The organism is Streptomyces sp. NPDC006624 (assembly GCF_040611555.1).
Taxonomy (GTDB): Bacteria; Actinomycetota; Actinomycetes; order Streptomycetales; family Streptomycetaceae; genus Streptomyces.
Genome location: NZ_JBEXOM010000020.1, coordinates 86,121 through 107,965, shown reverse-complemented (window position 1 = coordinate 107,965; position 21,845 = coordinate 86,121). Strand labels below are relative to the sequence as shown.

The 21,845-nt window shown below is 73.3% G+C and carries 13 protein-coding genes; 3 read left to right on the top strand and 10 right to left on the bottom strand.

The annotated features are described in order from the left end of the window. Positions 1-107 precede the first annotated feature (107 nt). From ABZY20_RS29750 to ABZY20_RS29720, 7 genes are all read right to left on the bottom strand, one after another. On the bottom strand, positions 108-779 hold the full coding sequence (locus tag ABZY20_RS29750; protein WP_356445398.1) for a hypothetical protein: 672 nt from the start codon (positions 777-779) through the stop codon (positions 108-110). Between the two features lie 244 nt (positions 780-1,023). Continuing rightward, on the bottom strand, positions 1,024-2,229 hold the full coding sequence (locus ABZY20_RS29745) for a glycoside hydrolase family 64 protein (protein WP_356445396.1): 1,206 nt from the start codon (positions 2,227-2,229) through the stop codon (positions 1,024-1,026). Between the two features lie 171 nt (positions 2,230-2,400). After that, positions 2,401-10,236 (bottom strand): MupA/Atu3671 family FMN-dependent luciferase-like monooxygenase, encoded by a 7,836-nt coding sequence (locus ABZY20_RS29740; RefSeq protein WP_356445466.1) that lies wholly within the window; start codon positions 10,234-10,236, stop codon positions 2,401-2,403. Positions 10,237-10,283: 47 nt separating this feature from the next. Next, positions 10,284-13,730: a beta-ketoacyl synthase N-terminal-like domain-containing protein gene (locus tag ABZY20_RS29735; protein ID WP_356445394.1), complete on the bottom strand. Its 3,447-nt coding sequence runs from the start codon at positions 13,728-13,730 to the stop codon at positions 10,284-10,286. Beyond that, the gene (locus ABZY20_RS29730; RefSeq protein ID WP_356445464.1) at positions 13,730-15,070 is read right to left on the bottom strand and encodes an MFS transporter; all 1,341 of its coding nucleotides are present in this window, start codon (positions 15,068-15,070) and stop codon (positions 13,730-13,732) included. The genes ABZY20_RS29735 and ABZY20_RS29730 overlap by 1 nt, the downstream gene beginning before the upstream one ends. Before the next feature lie 608 nt (positions 15,071-15,678). Then, positions 15,679-16,692 carry a peptidase gene (locus ABZY20_RS29725; RefSeq protein ID WP_356445393.1) on the bottom strand — a complete coding sequence of 338 codons (1,014 nt, stop codon included), beginning with the start codon at positions 16,690-16,692 and terminating at the stop codon, positions 15,679-15,681. A 283-nt stretch (positions 16,693-16,975) separates the two neighbouring features. Beyond that, positions 16,976-17,452 (bottom strand): SRPBCC family protein, encoded by a 477-nt coding sequence (locus tag ABZY20_RS29720; RefSeq protein ID WP_356445391.1) that lies wholly within the window; start codon positions 17,450-17,452, stop codon positions 16,976-16,978. 200 nt (positions 17,453-17,652) lie between these two features. Here ABZY20_RS29720 and ABZY20_RS29715 point away from each other — a divergent pair, with 200 nt between their 5' ends. Next, positions 17,653-18,051, top strand: coding sequence for a hypothetical protein (locus ABZY20_RS29715; RefSeq protein WP_356445462.1), 399 nt, complete (start codon positions 17,653-17,655; stop codon positions 18,049-18,051). Between the two features lie 80 nt (positions 18,052-18,131). On the opposite strand, the gene ABZY20_RS29710 is transcribed toward ABZY20_RS29715, so the two are convergent. Continuing rightward, positions 18,132-18,419, bottom strand: a complete 288-nt coding sequence (locus ABZY20_RS29710) for a zinc-ribbon domain-containing protein (protein WP_356445389.1) — start codon at positions 18,417-18,419, stop codon at positions 18,132-18,134. 156 nt (positions 18,420-18,575) lie between these two features. Between ABZY20_RS29710 and ABZY20_RS29705 the strand changes: the two genes are divergently transcribed. After that, positions 18,576-19,067, top strand: a complete 492-nt coding sequence (locus ABZY20_RS29705) for a DUF5949 family protein (RefSeq protein WP_356445387.1) — start codon at positions 18,576-18,578, stop codon at positions 19,065-19,067. A 70-nt stretch (positions 19,068-19,137) separates the two neighbouring features. Here the strand turns inward: ABZY20_RS29705 and pgm are convergent, their stop codons facing one another. Together pgm and ABZY20_RS29695 are read right to left on the bottom strand one after the other, a co-directional pair. Beyond that, entirely contained in the window at positions 19,138-20,778 is a 1,641-nt protein-coding gene (gene pgm, locus ABZY20_RS29700) for a phosphoglucomutase (alpha-D-glucose-1,6-bisphosphate-dependent) (RefSeq protein ID WP_356445385.1), read from the bottom strand. A 226-nt stretch (positions 20,779-21,004) separates the two neighbouring features. Further along, positions 21,005-21,466, bottom strand: a complete 462-nt coding sequence (locus ABZY20_RS29695) for a hypothetical protein (protein ID WP_356445383.1) — start codon at positions 21,464-21,466, stop codon at positions 21,005-21,007. 134 nt (positions 21,467-21,600) lie between these two features. On the opposite strand from ABZY20_RS29695, the gene ABZY20_RS29690 reads away from it, so the two are divergent. Further along, positions 21,601-21,747, top strand: a complete 147-nt coding sequence (locus ABZY20_RS29690) for a hypothetical protein (RefSeq protein ID WP_356445381.1) — start codon at positions 21,601-21,603, stop codon at positions 21,745-21,747. The last annotated feature ends 98 nt before the right edge of the window (positions 21,748-21,845 follow it).

Genomic DNA, 21,845 nt, shown 5'->3' with positions numbered 1-21,845 from the left:
GACCTACTGACGGGGCATCAGAAAAAACCGACGGCCCGCCCCGGGTCGGCCGGGGCGGGCAGCGGTGAGCGGAGCGGCCGCGGGGACGAGAGGAGCGGCCGCCGGGATCAGCCGGCGCGGGTGAAGACCTCATCGGCCGTCGAGCCGGTCGAGCAGAGCTTCTTCTCCTCGGCGGTCATCTTGCGCGACTTGACCACGACCGCGCTGTGCTTGCCGTCCGTGCCGTTCGGCGCCGGACCGGTCACGACGTCGGGGACGAACCAGTAGTAGTGGCCCCACTTGCGGTCCTCGTAGTGGGTCTGCCAGGTGCCCGTTATGCGCCGCATCACCTGGGCGCGGGAGATCCAGCCCACCTCGCCCGGCTGCACGTTCACCGTGAACGAGCTGGTCTCCGTGTGGGAGCTCTGCCACGTGTAGTTGTACGTGGCGGTCACGCTGGCGGTGATGATGCCCTCGATCCCTCCCCCGACGGTGACCGAGCCGCCCACCGAGTGCGAGGAACCGACCGTGTCCGCCCAGGACATCGACTGGGAGGCCGCCGAGTCGGTGCAGTTGTAGAGCAGGTCGGAGACCTGGCGCGGCTCGCCGAGATACGCCTCGCCGAGCTGCGGGGAGTTGAAGGTGCACTTGCCCTCGCCGGAAGCGCAGTCGGCCATGATCTGCCCGGCGGTCGGCTGTTCCTCGGCCGCCGCGGGGACTGCCGCCGCGATCGTTCCGAGCGCGGTCGCCGCCAGCGCCAGCGTCCGGCCGGCGTAGCGCAGCGTGCGGTGTTTCGTCATCGGTGGTGCTCGCCCTCTGTGCGTGGGGGGGTCGGTGACGCCGGTGCCCTGCGGTCGGCAGGGTCGGGGGTCACCGCGTGATGCCCCTGAGACTCACGTAAACAACAAGCCGCCGACACCAAGAACGGGCAAAGTTGAACTTGATGTTCAGAACTAGTGAACCGTCAACTTCCGGCTGCGCACGGCGAAGCACCGGCGCCGCGGTGCGGCCGAGCGCCGGTACTCAAGGGCGTTGCCGGGACGGTCAGTTCAAGGGGTCGAGGGTCAGCTGGGCCTGACGCGGGTCGCCGTCGTGGACGAGCGACTCGTGGTGGCCGACGTCGTCGAAGGCGAAGGCATAGGCCTTGCCGTCCGTCATCTGCGCGTGGATCTTCCGGGCGTAGTGGTTGGTGACGCCGTCCTGGTAGAAAGCGCCGGGGGTGGTGTCGGGCTGGTTGGGGTTGGTCAGCAGGGTGGAGCGGTTGAAGCCCGCGCACAGGGTGCGTGAGATCGGGCCGCGCACCTGGTCGTTCGGAGCGTCGAGCTTCCTGTGACAGCCGAAGATCGAGCTGGCGTCGGGCTTCTCAAAACTGGTGACCGTCGCGCCGGAGTCGTTGGTGAAGTTCATGACGTTGCCGGAGACGCGGCCGTAGTACTTGATGCCCGGCTGGTCGGCGAACGGGGTGACCGTGAGGGTGGTGGTGGCGTACTTCTGCCAGACCCGGTTGACGTAGTCGTCCATGACGTGGGACGGCAGGGCGCCGGTCTCCAGGCCGTACAGCGGTGACAGGGCGCGCAGCACCGTGCCGTCGGCGCGGGTCTGGATCAGGTTGGCCCAGCCGCCGGGCTGCCCCCTGAGCGCGTTGAAGAAGCCGTTGTAGCCACCGGACTTGAGCCGCCCGGTGACGGCGGTGGTGCCGTCGGCGCGCTGCACGCCCACGGAGTAGGGCACGGAGAACATGTCGACCTGGGTGCTGTTGATCCACAGGCCCGCGTCGTTGAGCGTGTACTCCGACCAGTTGAACAGGATGTCGCGGTTGGGGTCGGTGGGGTTCTGCACGGCGGGCTGGACCAGGCCTCCGGTGGTCAGCTTGAAGACGAGCTTCCGGCCGTAGGAGAAGTAGACGCGCCCGGAGAACTTCGGCATGCGGATCGTGGTCGACTGGCCTGCCGCGGGGCCGGGGATGGAGGCGTCGGGTGCGGGGGTCGGCGGGTTGCCGCCGGCCGGCCAGGGGTGGAAGGTGCCGGACGCGTCGGCCCAGCCCTGGCGGCCGGTCGCGAGGTCCGTGCCGAGGTTGTAGATGTAGACCTGATCGCCGCGGGCGGAGTTGTTGGTGATCTTCAGGGGGATCGTCGCCGGGACGGCGGCCCGGGCGGGGGTGTTCGCTCCGGCTGCCAGCAGGCAGCCGGTCAAGGCGGCGGCGAGGGACAGACTCAAAGCCCTGGCTCTGCGTCCGAGTGTCCGTGACATGCTCTGTCTCCGTTCGACAGCGGGCCGGTGGGGGGAGTGCCTTGAGAGCGCCGTGAGAGCGCTCTCAGCAGATTCCTGTATTGGTCCGTACCTGTCAATGACTTGGTCCGGAACCGTGCGTCCGGAGGTGCGCCGGTGCCGGCGCACCTCCGGGCGGGGGCCGCGGGGCGGTCAGCCGTCGAGCGAGCGGGCGGTCTCGTCGCGCAGCAGGTCGACGTAGTCGCGGGTCCACTCCTCGATCGTGGCGCGGTCCCACAGGTCGGCCGAGTACTCCACGAAGCCCCGCAGTTCATCACCGGCCGGGACCAGGCCGAAGGTGAGTTCCGTGCGGGACGCGGCGGGCGCCAGGTCCTCCACGGCCGTGACCAGGCCGGGCAGCGCGACCTCGGCGTCCAGCGAACTCTGGTACGCGAAGCCCACGTCCAGCCGGTCCGGTACGTCGGCGCCCGTGTGTTCCCTCAGCGCGGAGGCGATCCTGCGCACCGGCAGGGCGTGGTCCATGCACTCCACCGCCGTACGGGCGATCCGGTCCGTCAGCGCGCCGAAGGAGCCGGCGGCACCCTCCCGCACGGGCAGCGCGAAGCCGGTGATCGTGCAGGCCAGCAGGGACTCGAACGCGCGGCGCTCGCGGTTGGCGTAGGAGATGTTGAACACCACGTCGGGCTGCCCCGACTTCCGCGCGAGCATCCGGCCCAGGGCCGCCGCCGTGACGACGAACGGGGTGGTGCCGCGCTGCTTCGCCAGACGCTCGACGGCCTGCCGGACCGCGGCCGGGACGGTGAACGGCACGGCTCCGCCCCGGCCGCTCGGCCGCTCCGGCCGGGGCCTGTCCAGCGGCAGGGCGACGGTGAGGGGCACTTCGCCGAGTGCGCGCACCCAGAAGGCGAGCCTGCGCCGCTCCCCCGCCTCGTCGGACTGCTCCCGCTGCCAGCGTGCGTACGCGGCGGGCTGGCAGAGCACGGGCGGCAGGGTGTCGGGGGCGCCGCTGCTCGCCGCGCCGTAGAGCGCGGCCAGTTCCTTCAGCAGCAGGCTGACGGACCATCCGTCGCAGGCCGAGTGGTGCAGCACGAGCAGCAGCACCCAGGTGGTGTCGCCGGTGCGCAGCAGACGCAGCCGCATCGGCGTCCCACGGGTGGGGTCGACGGGCGTCTCGGTGGCCTCGGTGCTCACCCGGTCCACGGCCGCCTGCCGCTCGTGGGCCGGCAGCGGTGTGAGGTCCTCGTCCGGCAGGTCCACCGGGACCGGGCGCAGCACCTGCTGCTCCCACCCGTCCCCGTCACGGGCCAGACGGGTCCGCAGTCCCTCGTGCCGCTCGGTCAGCCGGGTCAGCGCGGTGCGCAGGGCGGTCACGTCCAGGTCGCCGGAGAGGGTGATGCGCAGGGCGACGTTGAAGACCTGCGGCAGGAGGTGCTCGGCGTGCACGGTGGCGAAACGGGTCTGCTGGGCGGTCGCGGGCGCCCGGCGCTCGATCGAGCCGGGGCCGTCGCGGTCCGGGCCGGGCGCCCGGCACTCGACGGTTTCCGGGCCGTCGCCGTCAGGACCGGACTCACGACGCCCGATCGTGCCCGGACCGTCGCCGTGCGGGCAGGACCCGCGACACTCGCCCGTGACCGAACCACCGGCGTCCGGACGGGACCCACGGCGCTCGACCACGCCCGAGCCGTCGCCATCCGAACCGGACTCACGACGCTCGACCACGCCCGAACTAACCCCACTCGAACCGGACCCACGACTCCCGACCACGCCCGAGCCGTCGCCATCCGAACCGGATCCACGGCGCTGGACCGAGCCCGGGTCCTCCTGGCCGGGCGCCGGTGTCCGGTCCGGGGGCGGCACGCTGTCAGGGGGCGTGCTCAGTCGGGCCGTCATGGCCCGCAGGGTCGGGTCCTGGTAGAAGCTCAGCATCGGGTACTCGGTGCCGAACTCCTCGCGGACCTGGTTGACGAGCCGCATCGCGGTGATCGAGTGGCCGCCCAGGTCGAAGAACGAGCTGTCGGGCGCGATCGCGTCGGCCTCGACGCCGAACTCGGCCGCCCAGAGCCGCCGTACGCGCCGCTCGACGTCCGCGGCCGGGCCGTCGGCACCGGTCGCTGAGCCGACGGCCGGCCCGCCGCCCGCGACCGCCGTGACCAGGTCCGGTGCGGGCAGCGCGGACCGGTCCAGCTTGCCGTTGCCCGTCACGGGCAGCGCGGGCAGGATCCGCCAGGCGCGCGGTACGAGGTACTCCGGCAGGCGGGCCGCCAGTTCCCCGGCCAGCCAGTCGGCGTACGCCTGCCGGTCCTCGGGCCGTGTTCCGACCGGGCGGGCGGGGACGGCATAGGAGGCCAGGCAGGCCTCGCCGCGGTCGTTGCGGCGGGCCAGGACGGCCGCCTCGCGTACGCCGTCCAGGGTGTGCAGGACGCGGGTCACCTCCTCAGGCTCGACGCGGAAGCCGCGGATCTTCACCTGGTCGTCGGCCCTGCCGCGGAACTCCAGCCGCCCGTCGGCGTTCCAGCGCACCAGGTCGCCGGTGCGGTACCCGCCGGCGCCGGGGCCGCCGTCGGGGTCCGGCAGGAAGCGCCGCTCGGTGAGGTCGGGGCGGTGCAGGTAGCCGCGGGCGACGCCGGGGCCGCCGACGTACAGCTCCCCCGTGGCGCCGACGGGCACCGGGGCGCCGGAGGGGTCGAGGACGCGCAGGCGCACGTTGTCCGCGGGCCGGCCGAGCGCGATCGGCCCGGCGGGCCGCGGCCCCTCGGGGGCGACGGTCTCGGTGGTGCACAGGACGGTGACCTCGGTCGGTCCGTACACGTTCACCGTCTCGTACGGCGCCTCGGGCCGGGGCCGGGTGCGCAGCACGTCACCGCCGAGCAGCAGGTGACGCAGCGTCGGCTGTTCGGCCGCGGGCAGACGCAGCACCTGCTCGCCGAGGGCGGTCGGGAGGAGGGAGAAGGTGACGCGCTGCCCGGTGTACCAGCGGGCCAGGGCGAGGGGGTCCCTGCGCACCTCCTCGTCCGCGACGGTGACCGAGGCTCCCGCGGTCAGCGCCGGCCAGATCTCCAGGACCGAGGCGTCGAAGCTCTGGCTGCACACGGCGGCGCTGCGGTCGGCCGGGGTGAAGGCGAAGCGCCGGTGCTGCCACTCGCACAGGTCGACGACGCCGCGGTGCGTCAGCACGACGCCCTTCGGGGTGCCGGTGCTGCCGGAGGTGTAGAGGACGCAGCAGGGGGAGACGGGGTCGGGGCCGGTGTCCGTCGGGGGCGCGGGCCGGGTGTGCCGGGCGGTCGCGTCGGGGGGTACGACGTCCACGTCCCCGGGCAGCCGCAGGGCGGCGGCCGCGCCGGGCGCCGCCACCAGGGTCCGGGCACCGCACTCGGCGATGACCTGCTCGGCCCGGGCCCGCCCGAGGGACGGGTCCAGCGGCACGTAGGCGCGGCCCGCCTTGAGCACGGCGAGCATGGCGACGACGAGGTCCGCGGAGCGCGGCAGCCACAGGGCGACCGTCTCCCCGCCGCCCCGTGCGGGCTGTTCCCGCAGGGCGGCGGCCAGGTGCTCGGCGCGCTCGTCCAGTTCGCGGTAGGTCAGCCGGGTGCCGCCGCTGATCACCGCCGTGCTGTGCGGCTGCGCGCCCGCCCGCCGGGCGACCAGGGCGTGGACGGTGGTGTCCGTGGGCGGGCGGGACGTGCCGTGCTCCCAGGAAGACGGCACGGGCTCGCCCTCGGCCGCGGTGGTGAGGGGCGCCGGGGCGAGCCGCGACAGGGGTGTCCCGGGTGTGTCGGCCGCGGCGGCGAGCACGTCCCGCAGGACGGCGAAGAACCCGTCGACGGTCCGCTGCTCGAACAGGTCGGTGTTGTACTCCAGATGGCAGCGGATGCCCTGCGGCTGGTCGGTGAAGTAGACGGTGAGGTCCGTCAGCGACTTGTCGGGGCCCGCGTCCAGCGGTGTGGCCTCGATGCCGGGCAGGTCGAAACGGAACGGCTCGGCGCGCTGGAACTCGGCGAGCGTCTGGAACACCGGCGTCCGGTCGACCGCCCTGGCCGGGGCGAGCGCGCGCACCACGGTCTCGAAGGGCACGCGCGCGTGGTCGTAGGCGTCGAGCGCGACCGTGCGGACGCGGTCCAGCAGGGTGCTGAAGGCGGGGTCGCCGGACAGGTCGAAGCGCAGGGCGAGGGTGTTGACGAAGAAGCCGACCAGGTGCTCGGCGTGCTCGGGCCGGTCCGAGACGGGCGTGCCGACGATGATGTCGGTCCGGCCGGTGATCCGGTGCAGCGCCGCCGCGTATCCGGCGAGCAGGGTCATGAAGAGGGTGCTGCGGCGCGTGCGGCTCATCTCCCGCAGTTTCGCGGAGAGTTCCGGGTCGAGGGTGTGGAAGAGGGCCTTGCCGTGGGAGGTCATGGTCGCGGGGCGCGGCCGGTCCGTGGGCAGGGCGAGGACGGGCAGGTCGCCGCCGAGGGTGCGGCGCCAGTACGCCAGGTCCTCCTCGGCCTCCCGGCTGTGCGCGGACGCCGCCTGTTCCCGGGCGTGGTCGGCGTAGCTCCGGGTGAGGGCGGGAAGGCCGTGGGGGGTGCCGTCGCGGGCCTCGCGGTAGAGGGCGGACAGGTCGCGGGCGAGGACGGTGGCGGAGGCCGCGTCGACGACGATGTGGTGCAGCGACAGGACGAGCACGTGCTCCGTCTCACCCGTCCTGACCAGCCGGGTGACGAACAGCGGGCCGTTCGCCAGGTCGAAGCGGCGGGCGCTCTCGGCCGCCAGGACGTCCCGGAGTGCCGTGCCGCGGGCGCCGGTGGCGTCCACGACCTCGACGTCGGGTTCGGCCTCCGCCCGCACCACCTGCCGGGGCTCGCCGCCCACCTCCCGGAAGACGGTGCGCAGGGCCTCGTGCCGGGCGACGAGGCCGCGCAGAGCCGTGCGCAGGGCGGGGACGTCGAGGGGCCCGTCGAGACGGATGGCCTTGACCTCGTTGTAGGCGGTGCGGCCGGGGAGCAGGCGTTCCAGGAACCAGATCCGTTCCTGGCCGGGCGACAACGGGGCGTCCGCCGGGGTGGATCGGGGCACTGCCGGGGTGGATCGGGGCACTGCCGGGGTGGATCGGGGCACTGCCGGGGTGGATCGGGGCACTGCCGGGGCCGAAGCCTCCGAGGTGACCCGGGGCGCCGGGGGCCGGTCGGCGGCGGGCCGGCGGCCGTAGTGGCTCCGCAGTGCGTCCAGGCGCGGCAGGCCGGCGCGCAGCGCGTCCGGTGCGACGCCGAAGTCGACCAGGGCGACGATCTCGTCGGCTCCGGCCGCGGTCACCGCGTCCACCACGGGACGGACGCTGTCCGCCGTGCCGATCAGGGCCCGCTGGTCGCAGTAGCGGCCGTAGGCGCGGCGGAACACCGCCTCCAGGTCGTCCTCGCTGAGGGCGTCCAGGTCGACCCGGTGCCCGAGGCTGTTGGTGACGCCGCTGAACAGGGACAGGGAGGCGCGCATGTAGCGGGACAGCGGCTCGTAGGCCGCGGTGCGCGCGGTGTCGTGGTCCTCGGCGAGGTAGGTGTGCAGCAGGACGGCCACCCGTCCGGCGTCCGGGTCGAGGCCGTGGCGGGCGCGGACACTGCGGTAGCGGGCGATGTTCTCCGTGAGGTGTTCGACGGTCTGGGTCATCAGGTTGGTGACGACGCCCAGGTCGTGCCGGGCGGCCCGTTCGTAGGACGCCGGGTTGCCGACGACCGCGGTGTACAGCGGCGGGGCGTCCTGCACCGGGCGCGGGAAGAGGCGCAGGTGGGCCTCGCCTTCACCGGTGGCACGGCGCAGGGCGCCGCCGCGCCACAGCGTCCGCATCTCCTCCAACTGCTCGTACATCAGCTCCTTGTGCCGGCCGAAACGGCCGGGGAAGAAGGCGAAGTCCTTGGCGCTCCAGCCACTGGCGACGCCGATGCCGACGCGCCCGCCGGAGAGGTTGTCGACCATCGACCACTCCTCGGCGACCCGGATCGGGTCGTGGAGCGGCAGGACGACGGAGCCGGCATTGAGGCGGATGCGCTCGGTCTCCCGCGACAGCGCGGCCGCGAGCACCGCCGGGTTGGGGAACAGGCCGCCGAAGGAGTGGAAGTGGCGTTCGGGCATCCAGAGCGCGTGGAAGCCGTGCCGGTCGGCGAACCGGGCGATCTCCATGAGGAGTTCGTACGGGCGGTGGTCCGGAGCGGTGGAGGTGCTCCGGGGGTAGTCGCCGAAGAAGCAGACGCTGAAGTCCGTGGCCCGTGCGGGCTTTTCGGTGACGGCGGTCGCGGCCGCCCGGGCCCCGGCGACGGCCGCCGCGTTCCAGGCCATGGAGATGACGGGGGCGGGAGTGCCCGCGGGCGGCTGCGGGGCGGGGGCCGGTACGGCGGGTTCCGGCACGGCGGATGCCGGCACGGCGGGTGACGGTTGTGGGGCTGGTGCGGTTGCGGTCTCTCGCGGTGCGGGGTGGGTTGCCGCCGCTCGCGGTGCCGGAGCGGCGGGTGCGGGGAAGAACCCCGCCGACCGCAGTTCGCGCAGTGAGTCCCGTACGGCGTCCGCCACCTGCTCGATGTCGCCGTCCGAGTGGGCCGTGGACAGGAAGAAGTTGCGCCACTCCCAGACGTGGACGCCGCGCAGCATCAGGTGGTGGTAGAGCAGTTCCATGTCGGCGCGGTGCTCGAAGCGGAACTGGGAGCCGAAGTGGGTCATCCGCAGCGGGTACTCCTCGGCCTCGAAGAATCCGTTGAGTGCCGCGGCCAGTCCGGCGGTGCGCGCGTTGAGCCGCTCCTGCAGGAGCGGGCTGTGCTCCTTCAGATGGGTCAGCACGGCACGGGCGGCGACCATGGACACCGGGTGCTGGATGTACGTACCGCCGAAGAAGGTCGTGTCGGCCGGCGGGTAACTGTCGTCGCCGTAGGACCAGTAGCCGCCGTCGACGCCGTCCAGGATGTCCGCGCGGCCTGCGATGGCGCCGATGGGGAAGCCGCCGCCGAGGAGCTTGCCGTAGGTGGCGAGGTCCGGTGTGACGCCGTAGAGGTCCTGGGCGCCGCGCAGGGCCGGGCGGAAGCCGGTGAGCATCTCGTCGAAGAGGAGCACGATGCCGTGCCGGCGGGTCAGTTCGCGCAGCTTGTGCACGAATGCGACGGGCTGGAGCGAGGGGTGCCTGCTCTGCACCGGTTCCACGACGACCGCGGCGATCTCGCCCGCATGCGCGGCGATCGTCTCCAGCGCGGAGTCGCTGCCGTAGTCGAGGACCAGCAGGTCGGAGACGGCGGCCTGCGGGATGCCCCGGGAGACGGGCACGGTGGCCCGGTCGGCGGCGCCGCTGCCAAAGGGGCGGCCGAGGACGTTGTCGGCGTGGCCGTGGTACGCGCCGAGGAAGGTGACGATCCTGTCGCGTCCGGTGGCGGCACGGGCCAGGCGGAGGGCGGCGGAGTTGGCCTCGGTGCCGGAGTTGGCGAACGCCACGCGCTCCATGCCGGTGAGTTCGGCGAGGAGTTCGGCCGCCTCGCCCGTCTCGACGGTACGCGGTCCGAGCTGGATGCCGCGGGAGAGGTGGTCGCGGACGGCCTCGGTGACGAAGTCCGGCTCGTGGCCGAAGAGCAGGACGCCGAAGCCCATCGTGATGTCGACGTACTCGTTGCCGTCGACGTCCTCCAGCCGGGCGCCGCTCGCGCGACGGCCCGCGATCGGGTAGAGCATCTCCTTCGTGCCGCTGCGGAAGCCGACCACGGCACGGCTGTCGGCCAGGACCCGGCGGTAGCGCTGGGCGATCCGCTTCGAGGTGGCGGTTCTGGCGGTGTAGCGGCGCACGAGGTCGTCCAGGTGCCGCTGCTGGGCGTGCGGGGAGGCGTCGCGCACCATGCCGGAGTCCCGGGCGACCGTGACCCGGGGGCCGTGAACGCGCGCCGGCTCTCCGGACTCTCCGGATTCTCCGCGGTGTTCGGGCTGCTCGTGCTGCTCGGCCCGTTCGGGCTGCTCGTGCTGCTCGGACTGCTCGGGCGCCGGGGTTTCTGTGCCCATCTGCTCGGCTATGCGCCGGGACAGCTCCGTCATCGCCGCGAGGTCCCGGTCCAGTGCGGCGGAGATGCCGTGCAGCGCGGTCACTGCGCCACCGTGCCGTTGAGCCGGGCGGTGGCCGAGGCGGTCTGGAGCGCGAGCAGCTGGGAGAGCTGGGCCATCATCTGGAGCTGGATCCGGGAGATCTGCTGGAGCTGGCGGGCGAGGTTCTCCAGCTCCTCACGGGTGGCGTACTCCGGCGCGGGAGCGGGCGGCGGTGCCTGCTCGCGACCCGGCTCGCCAACGGGCGCCGGAGCGGGCTCCGGAGCGGGCGGTACGACCGGCTCCGGCGGTACGACCGGCTCCGGCGGGACGACCGGTCGCTCCGGGACCTCGAACCGCTCCCCCGCCGCCCGCGCGGGCACCGGCGCCGGTTCCGGAACCCCCTCGTCCGGCACACGGGCGACGATGAACTCCGCGAGGCTCTGCGGCGTGCCCGTCTCCTCGAACAGCTGACGCATCGTCACCTTGACCTGGTGCTGCTGCTCCAGCTCCCGCAGGACGCTGATCATCTGCAGGGAGTCGGCCCCGAGGTCGAAGAAGTTCGCGTCACTGGGGATGGCCGACGCGTCCCCGCCGAGGTGCCGGGCGGTCGCCTCGACGATGCTGTGCCGTACCCGTGCGACCGCTGCCTCTTGCTGAACCACGTCGGTTCCCTCTCTCGCTGGTGTTCTCGTGCCGAGGGCCGTCGGCTGCGGCCCGGTCCAGTGGTCCCGGTGCTGGAATCGGTATCCGGGCAGCGGGATGCGGCGACCGCCGCTGCCGGCCAGGAGCGGTTGCCAGTCGACGTCCGCTCCGGCGCAGTGCAGGGCCGCTGCCGCGCCCCACAGGGCGTCGAGGCCGGTGCCGCGCCGCAGGGACGGCACCGCCCGTACGCCGGGCAGTGCCCGGCGGGCCGGGCCGCTCAGGGTGGTGTGCGGTCCGATCTCCAGCAGGACGTCCGGCCGTTGCGCCCCGATGCCGCGCAGCGCCTCGTCGAAGCGGACGGGCTCGCGGGTGTGCCGCAGCAGGTGATCGGTGTCCGGGATCCAGCCGGGCGGGCGGGTCTCGCCGTCCAGCGCGCTGACGAACGGCACCCGCACCGGGCGGAACTCCACGTCGTCGAGGATCTTCCGGAACTCCTCCAGCGCCGGTTCCATCAGGGCGGTGTGGAAGGCGCGGGTCACCGGCAGCCGCCGGCCCGGAGTGCCGCGTCCGTCCAGCAGGCCACAGGCCCGTTCGACGGCCGTGACGGGCCCCGCGAGCACATGGGAACGCTCCCCGTTGGCCACGGCCACCTCCAGCCCGGGGACCTCGGCGGCCAGCGTCAGCGCGGCCGCCCTGTCGAGCGGCACCGCCACCATCGCGCCCGGCGCGCAGCGCTGCCGCATCAGCCGGCCGCGTTCGGTGGTCAGACGCAGGCCGTCCCGCAGCGTCAGTGCTCCGGCCGCGTGGAGGGCGGCGTACTCGCCGACGCTGTGTCCCGTGACCACCTGCGGCTCGACACCGGCCGCGTCCCAGAGCCGGACGAGGGCGGCCTGCAGGGCGAACAGCGCAGGCTGCGCGATATCGGTGTCGGTATCGATGTCGGTACTGGTGTCGGTGTCGGTATCCGTGTCGGTGTCGATGTCACCTCGATCGACACCGACGTCGGTTTCGGTTTCGGTTTCGGTGTCGATGCCGACGCCGACGCCGATGCAGATGTCGCCAAGTGGGCTCTCCCGACGCGCGCTCGTCGCGGTGAGCGCTCCGAGCAGCGAGTCCCCCGTGAGGTCCCGGTAGTGGCGCTCGCAGGCGTCGAGGACCTCGCGCGCCGCCGGGAGACGCGCGTAGAGCGCGGCGGCCATGGCGGGGTGGTTGCTGCCCTGGCCGGTGAACTGGAAGGCCACACACGGGGTGTCCTCCGCGGGGGACCGCCCCGTGGTGACGGCCGCCGGGGCCGTTCCGGCGAGCCAGGCGTCGAGGGCGTCGGCGAGGGCGGCCGGGGTGGAGCCGCGGGCCGCGAGGCGGTGGCGGCCGTGGGCGCGGCCGAGGGCGGCGGTGGTGACCAGGTCGGCGAGGTGCGGTGCGGGGGGCCGGCGTAACCGGTCGCGGAGGGCGCGGGCGTTGTCCGCGAGGGCCTGCGGGCTGCTCCCGGAGACGAGGAGCACGTCCGGAGGGGGCACGGTGCCGGTCCGGGGCGCCGGTTCGGGGGCCTGCTCCAGGATCAGGTGGACGTTGGTGCCGCCGACGCCGAGCGAGGTGAGGCCGGCGCGGCGCGGTACGTCGCTCGCGGGCCAGGGCCGGGCGGTGCGGGGGATGTGGAAGGGGCTGCGGTCGAGGTCGATGCGGGGGTTGGGCTCGCTGAAGTTGGCCATCGGCGGGATCACGCCGTGGCGCAGGACGAGCAGGGTCTTGACGAGGCCGGCCAGTCCGGAGGCGGCGTCGAGGTGGCCGATGTTGGCCTTGACCGAGCCGAGGGCGCAGTAGCCCTCGCGGTCGGTGTCCTCGCGGAAGGCGCGGGCCGCTCCGTCGAACTCGATCGGGTCGCCCTTGAGTGTGCCGGTGCCGTGGGTCTCCAGGTAGCCGATGGTGTCCGCGCTGACCCCGGCGCGGCGCAGGGCCTGCCGGACGGCCGCGCGCTGGCCCTCGGCGCTGGGGGCGGTGAACGCCGTCTTTCCGGCGCCGTCGTTGCTGATGCCCCAGCCGCGGACGACGCCGTGCACGGTGTCGCCGTCGGCGACGGCCCGTGCCAGCCGCTTCAGGACGACGGCCAGCACACCGGTGCCTCCCACGGTGCCGTCGGCGTGGGCGTCGAAGGCCCGCAGCCGGCCGGTCCTGGACAGGATGGAGCCCTTGACGTACCGGTAGCCGAGGACCTGCGGGACGTGGACGGCGGTGGCGCCGACGAGGGCGAGGTCGCAGTCGCCCAGGAGCAGCGACTGCGCGGCCGTCTGCACGGCGACGAGGGAACTGGAGCAGCCGGTCTGCACGGTGACGGCGGGTCCGGTCAGGCCCAGCCGGTAGGCGACACGGGTGGCCGTGAAGTCGGTGTGGTTGCCGACCGTCGTCTGCATGCCCGCCATCCAGTCGGACGGGGGCTCGCTGGGCAGGACGTTGTTCAGGAGGTAGTGCCGCAGCGTGTACAGGTGGTATCCGGCGCTGGCGTAGACGCCGACGCGGGTGCCGTCCCGTTCGCGCGCGTATCCGGCGTTCTCCAGCGCGTGCTGGGCGCACTCCAGGAGCAAGCGCTGCTGGGGGTCGGTGAGCCGGGCCTCACGGGGGCTCATCGAGAAGTGGGCCGCGTCGAAGCCGGCGATGCCGTCGAGGACGCCGGAGGCACCGACGAAGTCCGGGGCCCGGTACTCCTCGGCCGGGACGCCGGCGGCGGCCAGTTCCTCGTCGGTGAAGCGGGTGATGCGGTCGGTGCCGTCGCGGATGATCCGCCAGAAGTCCTCGGGCGTGTCGGCGCCGGGCAGCCGGAAGGCCATGCCGATGACGGCCAGCCGCGGGTCCGGGTCGCTGGTCGTCATCAGCCGCGTCCCTCCGTCACGGCGGGCCGGCCGTCACCGGCGGGGTCCTCCGCGGGCGGGGGCGGTGAGGTCGCGTCGCGGGCGGCCAGCCACAGCAGCAGGGCCGCGCACAGGGCGATCGCGAGGCCGTGGAAGGCGGCGACGACCTGCAGGGGCGAGAAGGTCTCCAGGAGGGCGCCGCTGGCGAGCATGCCGAGGCCGAAGCCGGTGTTCTCCGCGGAGGCGGAGAGCCCGAAGAGGCGTCCGCGCTGCTCGTCGGGGGCGCTCTGCAGCCGCGACACGTAGACGATCTCGGTGAATCCGTCGGCGGCCCCGGCGACGAGCGCGGCGATGACGGCGGGCACGGTCGGCAGACCGCAGAAGACCACGATGAACCCGGCCGACATCACGCAGGCGCCGAGCGCGAACGCCTTCTCCCCCGGTGTCCTGCCGGTCCTCTTGGTGAGCCGGCCGACCATCTGCTGGGCGACGATGTTGCCGAGGGCCCAGGTCGCCCAGAACTGGCTGATGAAGGTGGCGGGGTGGTCCGGGTCCAGGCTGCTGGAGTACAGGGGCAGGGCGACGTTGTGGGAGGAGGAGCCCAGCCCGTCCACCGCCCGGACGGCGATCATCGCCATCAGCAGCGGCGCGGTGCCCAGCAGCATCCGGGCCGTCCGTCGCGCGGCGCCCGAGGTCCGGGCGGAGCCGTCGTGCGAGGGCTTGCCCGCTGCCCGGGTGCGGAGGGGCAGCAGGAACAGGACGGTCGCGGAGACCAGGAACGTCGCGGCGTCCAGGGCGAACGCGGCGGAGTAGCCGAGTTCGGCCACGACCACGCCGGCCGAGGCGAAGCCGGCGATCATGGCGAGCGAACGGCCGGTGACCAGCAGCCCGTTGGCGCGCACCCGGTGCTCGGCTCCGACGATCTCGGGGACGCTGCTGCGCAGGGCGACCTGGGAGAGCGTCGAGCAGCCGCCGGTGACCACGGCCAGGACGTACAGCAGGCCGGGGCGCACCCCGTCGGGGGCGAGCAGCAGGGACAGCAGGGCCGCCGCCTGGCACAGGTCGGCGCCGACCATCAGGCGCTTGCGGTCGTAGACCGAGACGAGCCGTCCGCTCACCCAGCCCGACCCGACGCTCGTCGCCAGCCGTACGGCCATGAACAGGCCGGCGGCCAGCGCGCTGCCGGTGGCGTCGTACACGAAGACGTTCAGCGCCACCATGTTGAGGTAACTGCCGTACGCCGAGATGCCGTTGCCCAGGACGAGCAGACGGAAGTACCTCATGCGCCTTCCCCTGGTCTGCATGAAGGGTGCGAGTGATGTGGTGCCACAGCCCTCGGCCCGCCGGCCCCGGAGCAGCACGGCGGGCCGGGGCGGACAGCACGGACCTGTCCCCCCGGAGGGGCCGCCGGTCGGCGGCCGTTGATCCGTCACCCAAGCAGAATCAGACAGGACCGTTCAAGGCTCGCGAGTGGTCTAGACGACTTCCGGTCCGGTTTTGGCAATTTCGAAGCGATCCGCAGCGGCCGGACAGCCCTCGGCGTCGGGTTCCGGCCGCGTCCGCCGGAGGACCGGCCGGGTGGGAGAGACCGGGACCGGGCGGGAAACGGCAGGCCGGGAGCGGGGATGAGGTGCGGTCGCACCGCGGCCGGGGCGGGCGGTACGGCGACGGTTGTCCGTGTGCGACGGCCATCCGACCGTGGGCGACGGTCGTCCGCGTGCGACGGCCATCCGTCCGTGGGCGATGGTCGTCCGTGTGCGACGGCCATCCGTCCGTGGGCGACGGTCGCCCGTGTGCGAAGGCCATCATCGGGCGGCAGCCATCCGTGGGCGAGAGTCACCCGTGAGCGAGGGTCGGCCGCGCGAGCTGCCGGAACTGCGTCTCGGTCACGCGCCGGGGTCCGGACGCGGGGGAGCCGGGTCCTCCGCAACGGCTCGGCGGAGGACCCGGCTCCTGGTGGGGCGGCGGCTCAGGACGACTGGGCGCTCTGGTACAGGTTCTGCGCGTCGGCGCCGAAGTACGGGCCGTACATGGCGTTCGGCAGGAAGTTGTACTTGAAGCTGTTCACCGAGGACTGCAGGCCGGTGCCGGTGGCCTCGTCGAACTGCGTGAACCAGGGGCCGCCGCTGGAGCCGCCGGTCATGTCGCAGGTCAGGCCGTGGTCGCTGGACAGCAGGAAGTCCCGGAAGGTGGTGCCGCTGCAGTAGATGAACTTCTCGCCGTCGTAGGGTGCCGCGGCCGGGAAGCCGAAGGCGTACATGGCCTTGTTGTAGCCGGTGTTGAAGGCCAGGCCCTGGCCGCCCACGACATCGGTCAGCCTCTTGCCGTCCAGCGGGGCGACGACCGCCGCGCCGACGTCGTAGTTGATGTCCTCGCTCGCCGTCCACTGCGGGGTGGAGAACGTCTTGGACGCCGCCCACGTGCCGTAGGGCCGCTGGCCGTCGTGATAGCCGGGCACGAACACCCAGTTGGTGTGCCAGGCGCCCTCCAGCTTCACGCAGTGGCCCGCGGTCATCACCGTGCTCTTGTTGGCGCTGGTGACGGCGTTGCCCGAACAGGAGGCGGTGCGGCCCTGGTAGGTGAAGAACACCCGCCCCGCGGTCCGGGTGACCGCTCCCCCGCCGGACCAGGGGCCGCCGCCGTGCGGGAAGGCCAGGGGGCCGACGGCGGAGGCGGGCGCGCTGGGGGCGACGACGGTCGCCTTCCCCTTGCGCGGTGCCGAGCGCGGTGCCGAGGTCCGCACGTCGGAGCGGTCGACGGTCAGGACGTCGAGCGGAGTGGCCTCGCGCATCCGTTCCGGGGTCCAGAAGGCCAGGGCGCGCGCCTGCGCCGAGTGCGCCGCCGCCCCGGGGTCCGGCGCGGCGCTCGCCGGTGCGGCGGTGACGCCGGTCGCCAGCAGGGCGGCGACGCCGGCGAGTGCGCCGAGGACGGTGCGGCGGACGGGGGCGCCGGACGGGCGGCGGCTGCGGGGTCTGCCTATCACGCGGTCTCCTTCTGCTGCGGGGGCCGGGCGACGGGGAACCGCCGTCCGGTCAGGCAGGGGTGTCACTGCGGACAGTCAGAGGGCAGCGTGCCACCGGGAGACCGAAATGGACAGGTGCATGTCATCACGATGACCGAAAGACCACGCACTCTCCGCACGGCGCACGCACAGCGCACGCAGAGCGCACGCACGGAGCACATGATCGAGGGCCGGAACCCGCGCGGACACGACGGAACCCGGTCTCCGTGCCGGAGACCGGGTTCCGGTGAGCCGCCGAGAGGGCCTACAGGGCGGGGCCGGTGTCGCCCGGCTTGATGCGTCCGCGCCAGGCGCCGGACTCGGCGCCGCGCTCCTCGACGAACTGCTTGAAGCGCTGCATGTCGCCCTTGATCCGCCGGTCGATCGTGCCGGTCATGTCCGCGGCCTTCTCGACGGCCCCGCTGGGCTCGACGTCCATCACGAGCTCCACCCGGGTGTGGGTGTCGTCGACGCGCTCGAAGCGGACGGATCCCCTCTGGTTGGTGTCCCCGCTGGTCGTGCGCCAGGTGACACGCTCGTCGGGCAGCTGGTCGACGATCTCCGTCTCGAACTCGCGGCGTACTCCGCCGATCTTCGTGGTCCAGTGGTTGTGGCGGTCGTCCAGCTGCCTGACCTCCTCGACGCCCTCCATGAAGTTCGGGAACTCCTCGAACTGCGTCCACTGGTTGTAGGCGGTGTGGACGGGGACGCCGACTTCCACGGTTTCCTTCACGGTGCTCATGCGTATGCCTCCGTACTTCACTGATCGACTGCGGGAGGCCCCTCGGCCCACAGGTGGTCCGGGACCGTGGCGAACGGGTACCCGTGATCTCCCGGTTGCCACCTCCGATTCGGCCAGGGGTCCGCAGCGGACCTCACGCCCGGGTCGCGGACGGCTACCATCCCGGCGTGCCCCTTCCCCGTTCCGCCTCGGGCTGGACCATGGCCGCCTTCGGCGTGCTCGCCGCCGCCCTCGGGGCGGTGGGCCTGGTCTCCCCCGCCGCCCAGCTGTCACTGCTGGGGCTCGCGGCCCCGGCCGAGCGCGCCGCCGGCGACTACACACCGGCGTTCCTGACGGCGTCCTCGATGGCGGCGCTGAACATGGGGGTGTACTACCTGCTGGCGGCGCTCGCCGACTGGCGGGCCTTCTTCCGCTGGACGGTGCCGTTCCGGCTGCTCACCTGCACGGTGCTCGTCGTCGCCGTGCTCGGCGGAAGGGCACCGGACGCCTTCGCCGGGGTCGCGGTGTGGGAGGGACTCGGGGCGCTCGCGACGGCCGCGGCGCTGCGCCACGACCGGCGCTCGGCTGCGGAGGGCGCCCGTACGGCACCGACGGGCTGAACGCCGCCTCCCCGGCGCGGGACGAGAGAGATCCGTCGGCGGCGCGCCCGGGCGGCACGAGCGCGCGGGACGGCAGTGGTTCAGAAACGCTGTTGCTGCTGCGGTTGTCCGTGCGCCTGGCCGCCGGGGCCGCCCGCGCTCTGCGTCTGCAGCTGCTCGGCCTGCTCCCTGGTCACCTTCTGCTCCGCGCCGCAGAAGGTGCACTGCGTGGAGTACTTCGTCGAGACGGGGAACAGCGGCACGAAGAACAGGGTGAACTTCGTGACGCGCTTGCGGAGGGTGTGTGCGGCGGGGTTGCCGCACTGGCCGCACACCAGCGTCAGTATCGCCAGCTGGTACAGATATCCCTTGGTGCCGAAGATGATCACGTGTCGGTCCTTCCCGGTCGGATCTTCCTCCAGTGTCCTGCATCGCGGGCACCATGGGCGCGTGGGCCCCTCGTTCGTGTGGAGAGCCCGGCGGGGTGTGGGCCGGACGGGTGACAGCGGGCCGGGTGCCGTCCGGTGCGCCGATACGGTTCCGCGGTGACCTCGATCTCACCCGAAACGCAGTCCGTGCACACCGGCGACCTGGGCTCCCTCGTCGTCCTGTCCTGGCGCGGCTCCGCCCCCGGCGGGGACGTCCCCTACCTCCTGGTCTGCTCCCTCGGAGACGGTGCGAACGGTCCGGAGGCCACGTCGAAGGCCATCGGGGAGCTGCTGGCCGGCGCGGGCCTCCCCGTCGGCGAGGGACTCGTCCACGCCACGCAGCGGCCCAATGTGCCGGTGAGCCTGCTCGTCGTGCCCGGGTCGGCCGTCCTCACGGTCCAGCACCTCAGGGCCCAGTTCGTCCCACCGGAGACCTGGCGGGAAGCAGTGGCCGAACTGGGCTACGCCTACCTCATCTTCGCCACCCGCCCCTGGCCGGAGGGCACCGAACCCGGCGACGTCAAGACGCTGGCCGCCTTCACCTCCGACGAGGACGTGCTCACGTCTGCGGTGCACGTCGTCCTGCCCGCCCGCAGCCTGCGCGGCTGACGGCGGACGGCAGCCACGCGCCTGCCCGGGCCGCCGCGACGGCGGCCCGGGCAGGCGCGTGCGTCGGGCGTCAGGCGGACAGCGCCGCCAGCACCACGCCCTTGGCCTCCTCCTGGACCCGGCCGAGGTGGTCGGGGCCGAGGAACGACTCGGCATAGATCTTGTAGACGTCCTCGGTGCCCGAGGGGCGTGCCGCGAACCAGGCGTTGTCCGTGGTCACCTTGATGCCGCCGATGGCGGCGCCATTGCCCGGCGCCTCGGTGAGCACCGCGGTGACCGGGTCCCCGGCCAGGGTGTCCGCGCTGACCTGCGCCGGGGAGAGCCGGGCCAGCAGGGCCTTCTCCTCGCGGGACGCCGGGGCGTCGATCCGGGCATAGGCGGGCTCACCGAAGCGGGCGGTCAGCGCCGCGTAGTGCTCCGAGGGGGTCTTGCCGGTGACGGCCGCGATCTCGGAGGCCAGCAGCGCCAGGATGATGCCGTCCTTGTCGGTGGTCCACACCGAGCCGTCCCGCCGCAGGAAGGACGCCCCGGCCGACTCCTCACCGCCGAAGCCGAGGGTGCCGCCGGCCAGCCCGTCCACGAACCACTTGAAGCCGACGGGGACCTCGACCAGCTCGCGTCCCAGGTCGGCGGCGACCCGGTCGATCATGGCCGAGGACACCAGGGTCTTGCCGACGCCGGTGCCCGCGGGCCAGCGGTCGCGGTGGGCGTACAGGTAGGAGATGGCGACGGCCAGGTAGTGGTTCGGGTTCATCAGGCCCGCGTCCGGGGTGACGATGCCGTGCCGGTCGGCGTCGGCGTCGTTGCCGGTGGCGATGTCGAAGCGGTCGCGCTGCCCGATGAGCGAGGCCATCGCGTACGGCGACGAGCAGTCCATGCGGATCTTGCCGTCCCAGTCCAGCGTCATGAAGCGCCAGGTGGGGTCCGTGTGCGGGTTGACCACCGTCAGGTCGAGGCCGTGCTGTTCGGCGATGCGGCCCCAGTAGGCGACCGAGGCCCCGCCGAGCGGGTCGGCGCCGATGCGCACCCCGGCGGAGCGGATCGCGTCCAGGTCGAGCACGCCGGGCAGGTCGGCGACGTACGTGCCCAGGAAGTCGTAGCGGGCGGTCGTCGGGGCGGCCAGGGCACGGGCGTGGGGGACGCGCCGTACGTCCTTCAGGCCGCCGCGGATGATCTCGTTGGCGCGGTCCTGGATCCAGGAGGTCGCGTCGGAGGCGGCGGGGCCGCCGCTGGGCGGGTTGTACTTGAACCCCCCGTCGGCGGGCGGGTTGTGGGACGGCGTGACCACGACGCCGTCCGCGAGGCCGGCCGTGCGGCCGCGGTTGTGGGTGAGGATGGCGTGCGAGACGGCCGGGGTCGGGGTGTAGCCGTCCGCGGCGTCGATCAGCACCGTCACCTCGTTGGCGGCGAACACCTCCAGGGCGGTGACGCGCGCGGGCTCCGACAGGGCGTGGGTGTCGGCGCCCAGGAAGAGGGGGCCGTCGACGCCCTGGCCGGCCCGGTACTCGCAGATGGCCTGGCTGGTCGCGGCGATGTGGTCGTCGTTGAAGGCGCTCGCCAGTGACGAACCGCGATGTCCGGAGGTGCCGAACGCGACGCGCTGCCCCGGGTCGTCCAGGTCCGGGTGGAGTGCGTAGTACGCCGTCACCAGCCGAGCGACATCGACGAGATCTTCGGGACCGGCCGGACTGCCCGCTCGCTCGTGCTGCATGGGCCCGCTCCTCCGTATGGGTCGGTTCTTCGTGTGCGGTCACATCCTTCCTCGTCAGGGCGGTGACGCGCGAGGGGGGCACTCCGGGAGAGGCCGGATGTGCGCCATGCCACGAACGGGCCGGAGCGCGCACACGAAGGAGGCGGCGCCGCGGACCACCGGGCCGGTGGTGCGCCGCGCCGCCCGCTCCCCTCGTCGCCTCGCTCCGGACGCGCGCCGGCCGAGGTCAGATCCGCCCGCCGGTGAGCCGGGTGAGCGGGCCGTGCGTGCCGCGCTCCGCGCGACGCCCCACGGCGTACGACGCGGCGGTCAGGGCGGTGAGACCGGCTCCGACACCCGCGGCGACGGCCTTGCGGTGGGCGATGACCGTCCAGGCGGTCTTCGCCGTGGCCGCGACGTGGCCGGAGGCCGTGACGACCGCCTGGCGGCCCGCCTCGACGCCCCGGGCCGCGGTCTGTGCGGCCGCCTTCGTCGTCTGCGCCGTGCGTTCGGCTCCGGACTTGACCGTCTCGGCCGAGCGCTGGGCTCCCGACTTGGCGGCTGACGCCGCGTCATCGGCCTTGCCCGCCGCGCCCTTCGCCGCCTGGGACGCCGACGCGGTCGCCTTGTCCGCCGCGCCGCGCGCCTTCGACTCGGTCTCCCGTGTCGTGGTCGCCTTCTGGTTCGTGCGCTTGTTCTCTTCACTCATGGACACCGCCTTGCCTCTGTCCCGGGCCGCAAACAAGTTCGTCGCGCCCCGTCCGGGCGGCGGGTGCCTGAGCCCCCCGCCGGGGGGTAGGTGAGGTACGGACACACACACCGGAACACGAAGGAAGGCGCGTCATGGCAGGAATGCTGAACCGCATCAAGCAGTTCGCCCGCAGCCCGCAGGGACGGCGGGCGATGGAGCAGGCACGGCGGGCCGCGGCCGACCCCCGCAAGCGCGCCCAGGCCCAGCGGCTGCTCGGCAGGCTCCGCCGCCGCCCCTGACCGGAGCGCGCTTCCTCCCGGTTTCCAACTCCTCGCCCCGGCAGGTGTGTTCCCGTCCGGCTCGGGCACCTGGGTCACACCGCAGACGAGACAGGGAG